The following is a 12,906-nucleotide window of genomic DNA, read 5'->3' as shown; positions in this document are numbered from 1 at the left end:
ACCCCCGCGCGGGTGCGCGGGGGTCGGGCCGTGTCAGCTCGCTCAGAAGGTGTGCGTGAGCAGCGTGAAGCCCAGGTCGGCCGGGACCCCGGACGAGTTGTAGGTCTGGACGAAGACCGCGTTCGGGGTGCCCAGCCGCGGGGCGACGGTGGCCTCCCCGGCGGGCGGGATGCAGCAGGCGTTGGCGCTCGAGATGGTCGCCAGGTAGGCGCCGGTCGAGACGTTCACGCCGAACTGCACCTCGTACTGACCGGCGCCGTACTTGATGACGGTGCCGGTGCCGCGGACCTTGGTGCCGTTGGCGTTGACGACGGTGTAGTAGGTGGCCGTCGCCAGGGTGCTGGCGTCGCCGGCCTTCAGCGCGGCCTTGGCCTTGCGGGCCGACTCCGCCGTCACCGGTGGCTGGGTGTTCGTGGCGCGGGAAGCCGGCTGGACGACCGCCTGCGGCGCCTTCGCCGACGGCTGGGCGACGGCGATGCCCCCACCCGCCAGGGTGAGTGCCGCGACCGCGAACCCGATCGCTGCCGCCTTACGTCGGAAGGATGTACTCATGACAGGTTCCCCCTTGTGTGACCGTGCGAATTCGGCCGACCCGCGGGGCGGGACGGATAACTGCCAAAATGAATTAGACGGTTGATTACTCGGTGATATTCACCCGCTCTGAGCTGGGATTACTACTCAGAGTTGCGTCGTTTCAACCAGATGGAACGTAGCACCGCGAAAAGCCGCAGGTCAATAGTTGATCTCGCATTATCGACCTGTCATCCAGCCGTCAGATAATTGTGAAAGGTGAACGGAGAACCATTCATGAAATTGCTCGACCGCGACCCGGTTAGGCTGAGCGCCATGATCGTCACCGACGACCCGCCCGCGCCGACCCGCCGCCGAGGTCTGATCCGTACCGCCCTCTGCTGGGTGGTCGTCGGGCCCACGGCCGCCTGGGCCGCCGTACGTCTGGCCGGACTGGACCGGGGACCGCTGGTGCAGGCGCTCGCCTTCACCCCGTACGTCGCCGCGGGAAGCGTGCTGGCGCTCGGGCTCAGCGTCGCGTTGCGGCGCTGGTGGCCGGCGGCGGTCGCGGCCCTGGCCGCCGTGGCGCTGCTCGGCGTGGTCGCGCCCCGGGCGCTGGCCGCGCCGCAGCCGACGGCTACCGGCCCGACGATCCGGCTGCTCACCGCGAACCTGCTCGCCGGTGCCGCCGACGCGTCGGCGCTCGTGGAGCTGGTCCGGCGGCACCGGGTCGACGTGCTCACCGTGCAGGAGTTCACCCCCGACGCGCAGGCCGCGCTGGACCGGCTCGGGCTAGACCGACTGCTCCCCTACCGGCAGCTCAACGCGCACGACGGGACGCCCGGCTCCGGGCTCTACTCGCGCTGGCCGCTCAGCGACGTCGGCATCCGTAACAACCGGGGCCAGGGCGGCTGGGGGTTCAGCCAGGCGTACGGCACCGTGGCCGTCCCCGGGGCGCCACCGGTCCGCGTCGAGTCGGCCCACCCGTCGGCGCCGTCCGCGCTGGACCAGGTCGACGCGTGGCGTACCGACCTGACCGCCCAACCACCCGCCACACCCGACGGTGAGCTGCGGATCCTCGCCGGGGACTTCAACGCCACCCTGGACCACGGGCCGCTGCGGGCGCTACTGCGCACCGGCTACGTGGACGCCGCCGACGCGACCGGAAAAGGACTGACCGGCACGTGGGGCCCGTACGACGGCGACCTGATCCCCCCGGTCACCATCGACCACGTCCTCCTCGACCGCCGCATAGCCGTCGACGAGGTGAAGGTGCTACCCCTCCCCAAGTCCGACCACCGCCCGGTGCTGGCGACCCTCCGCCTTCCCAACCCCTGACCCTGCCTGACGCGGGCCGCCGTCCGGGTGGACGGCGGCCCGCTGCCGGTTACAGGTTTCCGCCGCGGTTGAGCCAGGCCCGGACCGCGCCCTGGCGGTAGACGACGAGGTAGTCGGCCTTGCTGTCGCCGGTGACGTCGTTGAACTGGATGTACTCGCGCGGGTAGTGCGAGGCGTTGGACCAGTTCAGGTGCTGCTCGAAGCCGCCCGCGTCCTTGCCACCCCGGTTGAGGAACGCGTGGACGCTGCCGTCGGTGCCGACCATGAGGTAGTCGGCCCGGCCGTCGCCGTCGACGTCGGAGAAGCGGAGGCTGTTGAGCGAGGCGCCGTTGACGCCGGGGGCCCAGCTCAGCTTCTCCACCCACTTCGGCTTCTTGATCAGCGAGTCTCCGTCAGCGATGTTGAAGTAGGCGTGGACCCGGCCGTTGTCACCGATGCGCAGGGCGTCGTCGCGCCCGTCGCCGTTGACGTCGGCGAACCGGATGTGCGCGCGCTTGACGCCCTGCAACTGCGCCGGGCCGGCGTTCGCCATCTTGGTCCACCCCGGGGGTGAGGTGTTCGTGAGGGAGAGGTTGAGGTAGGCGTCCATGGTGCCGTCCTCGGTGACGAAGACGACGTCGTCGCGGCCGTTGCCGTCGATGTCGGCGAGGCGGATCTCGTTGCCGGGCGCCGCCGGGTTTGAGCCGGTGCCGACCTGTGCGCAGGTGGAGCAGGGATTGAACACTCCGGTGCCGCCGAGCCAGAGCGGCCAGGTGATGTGCCCGGGCTCGTCCTCGGTGTTGACGGCGACCCGGATCGAGCCGTCCTGGCGGATCTGGACGTAGTCCTGCCGCCGGTCGCCGTTCATCTCCGCGATCTCGGTCCGGAGGTAGTTCGCCGGCCGTTGCATGCCGGGCGCGATCACGCCGATCCGGCTCCAACCGGACCCCAGCGCCGTGCCGTCGTCGACCGGGTTGCCGGTCGCGTCGCACGGTGCGCTCGGCTCCGGCATCTCGGGCGTCCGGATCCAGCCCTGGTCCATGGCCTCCGCGATGCCGAAGTAGAAGGCGTAAGCGAGCTTGGCGTAGCCGCCGTCGTTCGGGTGGGCGTCGTTCTGCATGCCCTCACTGGCCTGGATGTTGCTGGTGTCCGCCCAGATCACGTGCTTGCCCTCGGCCCGCAGGTCGCGCACCACGTCGTAGATCGCCGGGTTGTAGGTGTCGATGCGGGGCTGGAGGCCGGACTTGTCGGTTGGCAACAGCTTGCCGACGACGACCGTGGCCCGGGGCGAGTAGGCGAGCGCCTTGTTGATGAGGTTCTTGAGGCGTTGGGGTGCGCCGGACAGGTCGTAGCTCTGGTTGATGTCGTTCGTGCCGGCCATCAGCGTGATGACGTTCGGTTTGTACTGGGCCACCTTGCAGTCGGCCACCCGGGTGATCTGGTCGATCCGCCAGCCGGGGTGCCCCTCGTGGTCGGGATCGTCCATGGTGCCGGCCTCCTGCGAGCCGACGAAGTCGACATCACCGGCGACGATGTCCAGCCCCTCGAACAGTTTCCGGCGATAGCCGTTGTTGTCCGAACTCTCCACACCCGCGGTGATCGAATCACCGAGCGGCATGACCCGAAGCTCGGTGGAGGCTTGCTCCAGCGCCTGCCGGCCCCGGGCAACGATGGCCGGCATCAACTCCGGCAGCTCGATGGTCACGCTGTCGAGCGCCTGTCTGGTCCCCGTACGGGCCCCCAGCCACACAAGCAGGTTGTAGAACGAGGTCCGCAGGTAGGTCTGCAGGCGCAGGGCGAGGGCCGCGCCACCTTCCTGGGCCCAGTTCATGATCGCGCCTCCGGCGTAGGCCAGTCCGGCACCCACCATTCCCGCCCAGAACGCCTTGGCCCAGACCTCACTGTTGCCGAGCGACTGACCATCGAACATCGCGGCGAACAGTTCGGTGAACAGGCCCCCGAAGAAGCCGGAGAACGGGCCGCAGGCGGGGGCAAGCGCGGGAAGGGCACCCGCCGCGACACCGCAGATGGCAACGGCCAGGAGGGTGATGGCCCCCGCACCAACCGTGATCACCACCCCCTGCCAGAAGCTCACGGTCGCCTGAACCTCCCCCGCCGGGATCACCACCACGAGGGTGGCGCCGACGGTGACCAGTTTGCCGTCGAAGGCGAGAGCAGGGGGCGCCCATTCACCAGTGGGCGGTACGACGCCAGGACGGTTCAACGTGAACCGGTCCCCGAGGAACTCGCCGAGCGACGTACCGCTGGCCTTCGCCCGCCGCGAGTCGTCGGTGAGCCTCTGCATGGAGTCGTGGAAGTGGTCCTGGTACTCGGCGCCGTGACCGGTGATCTGGAACATCGCGTCGTCGTCACTGTCGGCCAGCGTGCGCAGGTCGCCCGCGTGTCTGGCGCATCCCAGGCGCAGTGTGACGTCACCGGCCGCCGTTCCCGTCGGCAGGGTGAACGCGCTCTCCCCCCGGTCGCAGGGATCGAGACCCGCGGCCAGCGCCGGCCGGCCGGCCGTCAGCCCCAGCACCACGACGAGGATGCAGAGCGCACCGGACAGGAGTCTTCGGAAGGTGGACAAGGAATCAGCCCTGCCGGAACGAGTAGCCATGCGTTCTCCTCGGATGAGCGGAACAATTTGTCCATAGTGGACTGTCGGGATGAACTCTCGGGACCGTGTTCAGGCGGACGGCCACGTCGCCCAGCGACGGGGGTGCAGGCAGGGTCAGGTTGTTGACGCCGCCGGGTGCGACCATGCCGACCACAGAGCGGTGTAGGCGCCACCGCGGGCGATGAGATCGTCATGCGTACCGATCTCGACGATGGATCCGCCTTCCAGGAGGGCGATGCGATCACACGCCCGGGCCTGGGTCAGCCGGTGGGCGATCACCACTGCCGTGCGGCCCTCGATCAGCGCCGCGGCCGCCCGGTCCAGGTCACCGGCACCCGCGCTGCCGGCTTCGGCGGTCGCCTCGTCGAGCACGACGACGGGCGGGTCGCGCAGGAGCAGCCGGGCCAGCGCGAGCTGCTGCGCCCGTGCCGGCGGCATCGGGCCGGCTGCCCTGTCCAGCAGGTCGCGCGACACCCAGTCGCGCGCGCCGACCGCCGCCAGGGCGGTGAGGATGCGGTCGTCGTCGGCGTCCGGCGCGGCGTAGGTGAGGTTGTCGCGCAGGGTGCCGGTGAAGACGTGCGTCTCCTGCGACACCAGGCCGATCCAGTCGCGCAGCACGGCGGGGTCCAGGTCGGCGACGCCGACCGAGGTGTCCGGACTGGTCAGCGTGATCCGGCCGGCGCGTGCGGGGAAGGTGCCGGCGATCAGGTTCGCCAGCGTCGTCTTGCCGGCGCCGCTGCCGCCGACCAGCGCGAGCGAGGTGCCCGCCGGCACGTCGAGGTCGATGCCGGCCAGGACGTCGGGTTTCCCGCCGTACCCATGCCGTAGCCCGCGCACGGTGACCGCGACCCTTCCCGGCGTGCCCGGTCGCTCCCGCCTGCCGGCGGCGGGCGGCGGCACCAGCAGGACTCCGGCGGTACGCGCCATCGATGCCTGCGCGCGCTGCACGTCGTCGAAGGAGAGCAGCAGGGTGCCCAGCGGAGTGAACAGGCGGTGGAACAGCAGGGCGGCTGCCGTCACCGCGCCGACGGTGACCAGATCGGCGCGGACCGACCAGTAACCGGTCAGCAGAACAGCGGACAGCCCGGTCGCCTCGGCCGCGTTCATGCTCTTGCTGAACCACAGGAAGCTACGGGCCGCGCCCAGGGTTGCGGCCGAGTGGTCCCGTGACGCCGTCGTCAGCCGCTCGGTCTGCAGCGCGGCCATCCGGTACGCCGACACGGTGTCCCGTCCGTCAAGTGACTCCAGCAGTACCCGTCCGCGCTCGGCGGCGAGTGATCGCTCCTGTGCGTAGAGGCGGGCGGCCCGTGGCAGGTAGGTACGCAGGCTGAGTGCGTAGATCGGGAAGACCACCAGGAAGGCGAGCGCCAGCCGCCAGTCCAGGGTGAGGAAGCCCGCGACGGACAGCAGGACGGTGATCAGTGCGCGCAGGACCTCGGCCAGCAACGGGATCGCGGTGACGACGTTCTCCAGGTCCTCGGTCACCCGTGACGCCACCTCGCCACGGCCGGCGTCCTCCAGTACGGCCGGCGGCAGCTCGAGGGTGCGGTGGACGGCCCGGGCCCGCAGGTCCGCCGCGACGTGCGCGCCAAGGTGTTCGGTGGCGCGTAGGGCCAGCGCGGTGGCGGCGGCGCCGGCCAGGACGACAGCGCCGAGCCCGGCGGTCAGACCGGTCGCATGCGAGGCCCTGCCGGCGCTGACCGCGTCGACCAGCCAGCCCAGCAGCAGCGGGGCGGCAACGGTGGCGGCGGCGCTCAGCACGGTCCAGAGGAGGGCGGCGACGACCGCGGCTCGATGGGAGCTCAGGACCCTGGCGAGCAGAGTGAGGCTCTGCCGGCCGGTGGCGATCGGGAGCGCCGTCATCGCAGGACCGCCGCGGCGTATTCGGCGTCGGTGACGAGTTGGTCATGGGTGGACACCCGCGAGGTCCCGACGCCGGACAGAAACGCGACGCGGTCGCACCGGGTGAGCAACGTGGGGGACGTGGTCACGATGACGGTGCTGCGGCGGCCGTCGCGCCGAATGGCGGCCAGACCCGCGCCGACCCGGTCCGCGGTGACCGCGTCGACTGCGGTGAGGGGATCGCGCAGGACCAGCAGCGACGGCTGGGCTGCCAGGGCGCGGGCGAGCGCCACCCGCTGGCGCTGTCCGCCGGAGAGGTTGGTGCCGCCGTCGAGCAGCGCCGCGGTCACCTCGGTGGCCTGCGCCGCGCCGACAGCCCGACGCAGCGTCGCCGGGTCGGTGTCGCGGCCGGTGTCGAGGGCCTCGGCCAGCGTGCGGCCGAGAAGATGCACCAGGTGCGGCTCCACCAGCACGTCCTGGTGCGTCGCCGCCAGCGTGGCGATCAGGGTGTCGGCGGAGCCGGAACCGGTGGCGACGACGCCGAGCAGTTCACCCTCCCGTACGGAGAGATCGCACGCCGCGTCCGTGCGTGCCGGGGCAGCGCGGCGCGGCTGCGCACCGTCGAGCAGGACGGCGATGCGGATGGCGCTGGCCCTGGAGATCGCCAACTGCTTGATGCCGGCGGCGATCCGGTCGACCGGCTCGCCGGCGAACGCGACCATGGCCAGCACGGTGACGAAGCCGCCGACGCCGATGCGCCCAGAGAGCGCCATCGCGGCCGCGGCGGCGGTGGTGCCGACCAGCACGAGGCCACTGGTCACCGCGCCGATTCCTTCGGCGGCCGCTGATGCCGTGGCGCTTCGCAGCGCGGTGTCGCGGGAAGTCAGGTTCACCGTGCGGTAGCGGCGGACCGCTTCGGCGACGCCGCCGAAGCCGCGCAGCGGTCGCAGGGCTTGGACAAGCTCGGCGGCGAGGGCGGCGGCTGAACCGGCGGTGTGCTGCCGATCGGCGATCCTGCGCTCAAGCAAGGGGCTGATCCGGTTGACCGCCAGCCCGAGCGCGGGCACCCCGGCGGCGACGCCGAAGCCGAGCCAGGGATCGATCGAGAGCAGCACGGTCACGGTGACGAGCAGCCCGGCGACGCCCGAGATCAGCAGTACGGCCGCCCGCAGCACCTCGGCGGTGGCTTTGGAATCGGAGACCAGGACCGTCGACAGGTCCCCGGGCATCCGGTCCGCGCCGACGCCATCGGTCAGGATGCGGCCGGCCGCACGCACGCGCAGAACGTGGGCTTCCCGGGTGGTGGCGGAGGTCAGCCGCCAGTAGTTGACGCCACCGCCCGTGGCCAGAACAGCGAACAGGGCCAGCACTCCCCCGACAGCCAGCACGATCGACATCGGCGAGCCACCGTCGACGGCGTGGTCGACGGACAGTCCGATGGCCAGTGGAATCAGGGCCTCGCAGATCTGGTGACCGGCCGAGGCGGCACAGGCGAGCGCGAGCGAGCGCACCCTACGGTGCAGGACGCCCGCGAGAACGGGATGCATGGCTCCGGACGCTAGGAGTCGCGCGCGGCCGCTTCCAACTGCTCGGCAGATGCCGAATCCTCGAAGGTAGCCAGGAGCGTGTCACCCTCCGGCCGGCGCGCGTAGAAGACCTGCCGCCCGAACCGCGTCCGGCTGACGGCGCCGGCCTCGCGGAGGGCGCTGAGGTGTTCGGAGACCGTCCCGGACGACAGGCCGAGAGCCGCGGCCACACTCGTCGTGGTCGTGGGTTGGGTAAGGGCCCGCAGTACGGCGGCGCGCCCCGACCCGATCAGCCGGGCCAGCCGGTCGCGCTCGCGATCGGACGGCGCCGGATGCTCGGCCAACGCCGCCGCCCCGCGGGCCTGATACGTCACCATCAGGATCTCGGGGTGATCGGTGGAGCAGGTCATCCTGTTCTGCAGGAGCAGCACGGGCACGAGCACCAGACGCCGCCCTCGCGCATCGAGCACCGATTCGTGCTGCCTCGACAGCGACAACACGGGCCGTTCCCACCACGCGGCCCCGCGCAGGCCGCTCAGCAGCGCTTCGGGGCCGGCCACGGCAAGCGTGCGGGCGCGCAGGAGCACCTCCTCGTCGAGCGCGGCCCGCATGGCCGGCCAGTGCGCGGCGGTCGTGAGCTCCCAGAACGCGGCGAGGGCATCGCCGAGCCGGCCGAAGGCGCGATCCGGGTCGTCACGGTAGGGCGCCAGGAAGGCGGGAAGCCCCTGCGGATAGTGCTTCGCGAACTGCTCCCGGACGACCGCGTGCGGCGTGCGGCGCAGGTCGTCGAGCTGCGCACCGAGAGTCGGGTTCGCCGCCGACGGCACGGGCGTGAACACGTCCGGGGTCGGTCGGTTGTGGCTCTCGCCGTACAGCTGCGCGTAGATCCTCAACGGAGCCGTCTCGGGAACCGTCCGCAGCACCTCGCGGGCCCGCGCGACCCATGCCGTGTACGGCCAAGGCGCGGCCTGGCGGCCCCGTTCTCGATGCACCATGTCCAGGCCGCCGACCAGCTCCGAGATCGGGCTGACGGCGATCCGCGTGCGGTCGATCGAGGAGTCGTCGAACCGGATCCGGATCACACCGAGAGCCTAGTACCGCCGAGACTTCCGTCGATCTTGCACTTTCTGTCGCCGCATCAGCGACAAAAGTCGCGTTTCGTCGACACAAAGTGCAAGATCGCGGGGGACGGGTGGGGGGTTAGACCGGGGTGGGGGCTAGGCCGTAGGTGAGGGCGTCTACCAGGGCGTGCCAGCTTGCCTCGACGACGTTGGGGTGTACGCCCACCGTCGTCCAGTCCCGGCCGGTGCCGTTGGCGGTCTCCAGCAACACCCGCGTCACCGCGCCCGTGCCGTGGCTGCCCTCCAGGATGCGCACCTTGTAGTCGGCCAGCTCGAAGTCGCGCAGCTGCGGGTAGTGCCGCGCCAGCCCGACCCGCAGTGCCTCGTCCAGTGCGTTGACGGGGCCGTTGCCCTCCGCCGTGGCGATCACCCGCTCGCCGCGTACCCGGATCTTCACGGTCGCCTCGGAGACGACCGCGCCGTCTTCACGGTGCTCGACCAGCACCCGGTACGACTCAAGGGTGAACGGCCGCGCCGGGCCGCCCTCGGGCAGTTCGGAGCGGACGAGCAGCTCGAACGAGGCGTCGGCGGCCTCGAAGGACCAACCTCCGGCCTCCAACTCCTTGACCCGCTTGGTGACCCGGGTCAGCGCCTCCGGACGGCCGGCCAGGTCCAGGCCGAGTTCACGGCTCTTGAGCTCGACGCTGGCCCGGCCGGCCATCTCGGTTATCAGGATCCGCATGTCGTTGCCCACCACCGACGGGTCCACGTGGTTGTAGAGCAACGGGTCGACCTTGATCGCGCTCGCGTGCAGCCCCGCCTTGTGGGCGAAGGCGGCGGCCCCGGCGTACGCCTGGTGGGTGTCGGGGGCGATGTTGGCGATCTCGGCGATGGCGTGCGAGACCCGCACCATCTGCGCCAGGCAGCCCTCCGGTAGGAGGGGCATGCCGAGCTTGAGCTGGAGGTTGGCGACGACCGCGAAGATGTCGGCGTTGCCGGGGCGTTCGCCGTACCCGTTGGCGGTGCCCTGCACGTGGCGGACACCCGCCTCGACGGCGGCGATCGTGTTGGCGACCGCGCAGGCCGTGTCGTTCTGGGCGTGCATGCCGAACAGCGCGGCGTCGACCCCGAGCCGGTCGGTCAGGTCGTGGATCGCGGCGGTCACCTGGGACGGCAGCATCCCGCCGTTGGTGTCGCAGAGGACCATCCGCTCGGCGCCCGCGGCGAGCGCGGTCTGCACCACGGCGGCGCCGTACGCGGGGTCGTGGCGGTAGCCGTCGAAGAAGTGCTCACCGTCGACGAACACCCGGCGTCCCTCGGCGACCAGGTGGGTGACGGTGTCGTGGATCATCGCCAGGTTCTCCGCGCCGGTGGTGCGCAACGCGCGCTCGACGTGGCGGATGTCGGCCTTGGCGACCAGGGCGACCGCCGGGGTCTGCGCGTCCAACAGGCCGCGCACCTGAGGATCGTCGGCGACCGCGACACCGACCTTGCGGGTGGCGCCGAACGCCACCAGCACGGCGTGACGCAGGGTCAGCTCGGCGCGGGCGCGGCGGAAGAACTCGGTGTCCTTGGGCACCGCGCCCGGCCAGCCGCCCTCGATGAATCCGACGCCGAACTCGTCGAGCAGCCGGGCCACCGCCAGCTTGTCGACCACCGAGTAGGTGAGCCCCTCGCGCTGGGCGCCGTCTCGCAACGTCGTGTCGAAGACCTGGAACGTCATCAGGATCCTTTCTCGGAGCAACAAAAAGACCCCCCGCGGGATGCGGGAGGTCTGCGCGCTCGGCGGAGGGGAGAGCCGGCGCGCTAGGTCGCAATAATCAGGGCGGTGCAGGTCACGATCGCTACTCTGCCACCCACTCCCGCTTTTGGGAGAGACAATCCATATGGTGGGACATCCCGTCCACAAGGAGGCTCCGTGCTCACCGTGTCGCTCGACACCGACGCCCCGCCCGCCGAGGGCTGACCCGTGGGACTGGACACGATCCGGGCGGCCCTGCCCGCGTACGCCACGGACATCGCCCACAACCTCGACTCGACGATCGGCGCGTCGACGCTGACCCCGGCGCGGACGTGGGGCACGGCGCTGGCCTGCGCGGTGGCCGCGCGCAACCCGCTGGTACTGCGCGAGATCGCCGCCGAGGCGCTCGACCACCTCGGGCCGGACGGCGTCGAGGCGGCCAAGGGCGCGGCGGCCGTCATGGCGATGACCAACATCTACTACCGCGCCACGCATCTCCTGGGCGACGAGGAGTACGCCTCGATACCGGCCCGCCTCCGCATGCAGCTCGTCGCCCGCCCCGGCGTGGACAAGAGCGACTTCAAGCTGTGGTGCCTCGGCGTCTCCGCGATCATCGGCTGCGAGATCTGCCTCCAGACGCAGGAGAAGGCGCTGCGCCGTCGTGGCGTACCCCGGGAGCAGGTGCACGAGGCGTTGCGGATCTCCGCCGTCGTTCACGCGGCGGCGGTCACGCTGGACGCCGAGGCCGCCCTGGCCTGAGGCCCCTCGTGCGGCCCGGACCGGCCGGCGCTCGGACCCCGGCCCGGACCGGACGGCGCTTGGAACCGGTCGCCGTTTCCGGGCCCCCGCCGCCGGGTAGCTCCCCAGGGGGCAGCACGACAGCCCCACGTCGGCGACAGTCAGGAGCGAACGGCATGGACAGGATCGACCCGCACACCGCCCACGCCGGGCCGGACCCGCTGCGCGGCGGCGACCAGGGCGCCGTGGCCGGCGGGGCACCGGCCGGCACGTTCGACCCGTGGCGCTACCGCGACACCGCCGGCGTGGCCGACGCCGACCTGGTGGGCTACAAGGTCGAGGCCAGCGACGGCGGTGTCGGCAAGATCGACAGCGCCAGCCACGAGGTCGGCGGCAGCTACCTGGTCGTGGACACCGGGCCGTGGATCTTCGGCAAGAAGGTGATGCTTCCCGCCGGCACGGTCAACCTGGTCGACCACGACCAGCGCAGCGTCTCCGTCGACCGCACCCGCGACCAGATCAAGGCCGCCCCGGAGTACGACGAGGTCAGCCACAGCGACCCGGCGTACCGGGACCAGCTCGGCGGTTACTACGACGAGACGTACGGCGCGCTCCCCCCGGGCACCGCGCGCTGACCGATCCGACCCGACGGCCGGTGGGACATGAGCCCACCGGCCGTTACCGTGTGCACGTGGACGCCATCGACGACGAACGTCACATCACGCTGCCCGCGACCTTCAACTTCCGCGACGTCGGCGGCTACCTCGGCCACGACGGCCGCACCGTACGCCGTGGTCGCCTCTACCGCTCCGACTCCCTGCACCGGCTCGACGAGCAGGACCGCGACGCGTTCGCCGCGATCGGCATCCGCACCGTCGTCGACCTGCGCCGCCCCACCGAGGTGGAGCGCGACGGTCGGGTGCCGGCCTACCAGGGGCTGACGTACCGGCACATCCACCCGGAGCACGAGGACTGGTCGCTGACGCCGCACGAGAAGGGCACCGACCTGGCGCGCTACCTCGCCGACCGCTACGCCGACCTGGCCCAGACCGGCACCGCGGGCCTGGGCGAGGCGATCGGGCTGATCGCCGACTCGGCGAACGCCCCGGTCGTCGTGCACTGTGTGGCCGGCAAGGACCGCACCGGCATCGTGTGCGCCCTGACGCTCGCCGTGCTGGGCGTGGACGACGCGGACATCACCGCCGACTACGCGCTGAGCAGCGAGGCGTCGGCCCGGTTCAGCGCCTGGCTGGCCGCCACCATGCCGGCCGGCGCGGAGGTGCCGGCGCCGTTCCTGGCGTCGCCCGCCGAGGCCATGCAGATGTTCCTGGACGAGCTGCGCGAGGGGCACGGCTCGATCGAGGCGTACCTGCGCCATGCCGGGGTGACCGACAAGCAGCTCGCCGCGCTGCGCGACCACCTGCTCGACGAGGGTTAGGGCGGCCGACCGGCCCGTTCGACGGGGCCCGGGGGCCCCCGCCCGCAGCGGGCCCGGGGGACCCCAACCGGCCGGGGGGGGGGCGAGGCCCCCGGGGTGTGGGCCCACACCTGACG

General features: G+C 71.6%; 10 protein-coding genes. 4 read left to right on the top strand and 6 right to left on the bottom strand.

What is annotated here, in order from left to right:
* Positions 1-42: 42 nt before the first annotated feature.
* Positions 43-552, bottom strand: a complete 510-nt coding sequence (locus ACIA3K_RS15630; protein ID WP_396801661.1) for a hypothetical protein — start codon at positions 550-552, stop codon at positions 43-45.
* Between the two features lie 294 nt (positions 553-846).
* Here ACIA3K_RS15630 and ACIA3K_RS15625 point away from each other — a divergent pair, with 294 nt between their 5' ends.
* On the top strand, positions 847-1,848 hold the full coding sequence (locus tag ACIA3K_RS15625) for an endonuclease/exonuclease/phosphatase family protein (protein ID WP_396801660.1): 1,002 nt from the start codon (positions 847-849) through the stop codon (positions 1,846-1,848).
* 49 nt (positions 1,849-1,897) lie between these two features.
* Here the strand turns inward: ACIA3K_RS15625 and ACIA3K_RS15620 are convergent, their stop codons facing one another.
* The 5 genes from ACIA3K_RS15620 to cimA all read right to left on the bottom strand — a co-directional run bounded on the left by ACIA3K_RS15620 (position 1,898) and on the right by cimA (position 10,596).
* Positions 1,898-4,444, bottom strand: coding sequence for a GDSL-type esterase/lipase family protein (locus tag ACIA3K_RS15620; RefSeq protein ID WP_396801658.1), 2,547 nt, complete (start codon positions 4,442-4,444; stop codon positions 1,898-1,900).
* A 114-nt stretch (positions 4,445-4,558) separates the two neighbouring features.
* On the bottom strand, positions 4,559-6,307 hold the full coding sequence (locus ACIA3K_RS15615; RefSeq protein WP_396801656.1) for an ABC transporter ATP-binding protein: 1,749 nt from the start codon (positions 6,305-6,307) through the stop codon (positions 4,559-4,561).
* Positions 6,304-7,833 (bottom strand): ABC transporter transmembrane domain-containing protein, encoded by a 1,530-nt coding sequence (locus ACIA3K_RS15610; protein ID WP_396801655.1) that lies wholly within the window; start codon positions 7,831-7,833, stop codon positions 6,304-6,306. The genes ACIA3K_RS15615 and ACIA3K_RS15610 overlap by 4 nt, the downstream gene beginning before the upstream one ends.
* 11 nt (positions 7,834-7,844) lie before the next feature.
* Complete coding sequence (locus ACIA3K_RS15605) at positions 7,845-8,894, bottom strand: ArsR/SmtB family transcription factor (protein WP_396801654.1); 1,050 nt, start codon at positions 8,892-8,894, stop codon at positions 7,845-7,847.
* A gap of 118 nt (positions 8,895-9,012) precedes the next feature.
* On the bottom strand, positions 9,013-10,596 hold the full coding sequence (gene cimA, locus ACIA3K_RS15600; RefSeq protein WP_396801653.1) for a citramalate synthase: 1,584 nt from the start codon (positions 10,594-10,596) through the stop codon (positions 9,013-9,015).
* A gap of 246 nt (positions 10,597-10,842) precedes the next feature.
* Here cimA and ACIA3K_RS15595 point away from each other — a divergent pair, with 246 nt between their 5' ends.
* The 3 genes from ACIA3K_RS15595 to ACIA3K_RS15585 all read left to right on the top strand — a co-directional run bounded on the left by ACIA3K_RS15595 (position 10,843) and on the right by ACIA3K_RS15585 (position 12,790).
* Positions 10,843-11,373, top strand: a complete 531-nt coding sequence (locus tag ACIA3K_RS15595; RefSeq protein WP_396801651.1) for a carboxymuconolactone decarboxylase family protein — start codon at positions 10,843-10,845, stop codon at positions 11,371-11,373.
* 155 nt (positions 11,374-11,528) lie between these two features.
* Positions 11,529-11,987, top strand: coding sequence for a PRC-barrel domain containing protein (locus ACIA3K_RS15590; RefSeq protein ID WP_396801650.1), 459 nt, complete (start codon positions 11,529-11,531; stop codon positions 11,985-11,987).
* A 50-nt stretch (positions 11,988-12,037) separates the two neighbouring features.
* Entirely contained in the window at positions 12,038-12,790 is a 753-nt protein-coding gene (locus tag ACIA3K_RS15585) for a tyrosine-protein phosphatase (protein WP_396801762.1), read from the top strand.
* The last annotated feature ends 116 nt before the right edge of the window (positions 12,791-12,906 follow it).

Origin of the sequence: Micromonospora sp. NPDC051543 (assembly GCF_044454415.1) — a bacterium.
In the GTDB taxonomy this organism is placed as follows: domain Bacteria; phylum Actinomycetota; class Actinomycetes; order Mycobacteriales; family Micromonosporaceae; genus Micromonospora.
This window is presented reverse-complemented; position numbering and strand designations above follow the sequence as displayed.

Excerpts from the sequence above, each read along its gene's own strand:
- ACIA3K_RS15615 (WP_396801656.1), bottom strand. The coding sequence starts at position 6,307 with ATGACGGCGCTCCCGATCGCCACCGGCCGGCAGAGCCTCACTCTGCTC.
- ACIA3K_RS15590 (WP_396801650.1), top strand. The coding sequence starts at position 11,529 with ATGGACAGGATCGACCCGCACACCGCCCACGCCGGGCCGGACCCGCTG.
- ACIA3K_RS15620 (WP_396801658.1), bottom strand. The coding sequence starts at position 4,444 with ATGGCTACTCGTTCCGGCAGGGCTGATTCCTTGTCCACCTTCCGAAGA.
- ACIA3K_RS15625 (WP_396801660.1), top strand. The coding sequence starts at position 847 with ATGATCGTCACCGACGACCCGCCCGCGCCGACCCGCCGCCGAGGTCTG.
- ACIA3K_RS15610 (WP_396801655.1), bottom strand. The coding sequence starts at position 7,833 with ATGCATCCCGTTCTCGCGGGCGTCCTGCACCGTAGGGTGCGCTCGCTC.
- ACIA3K_RS15630 (WP_396801661.1), bottom strand. The coding sequence starts at position 552 with ATGAGTACATCCTTCCGACGTAAGGCGGCAGCGATCGGGTTCGCGGTC.
- cimA (WP_396801653.1), bottom strand. The coding sequence starts at position 10,596 with ATGACGTTCCAGGTCTTCGACACGACGTTGCGAGACGGCGCCCAGCGC.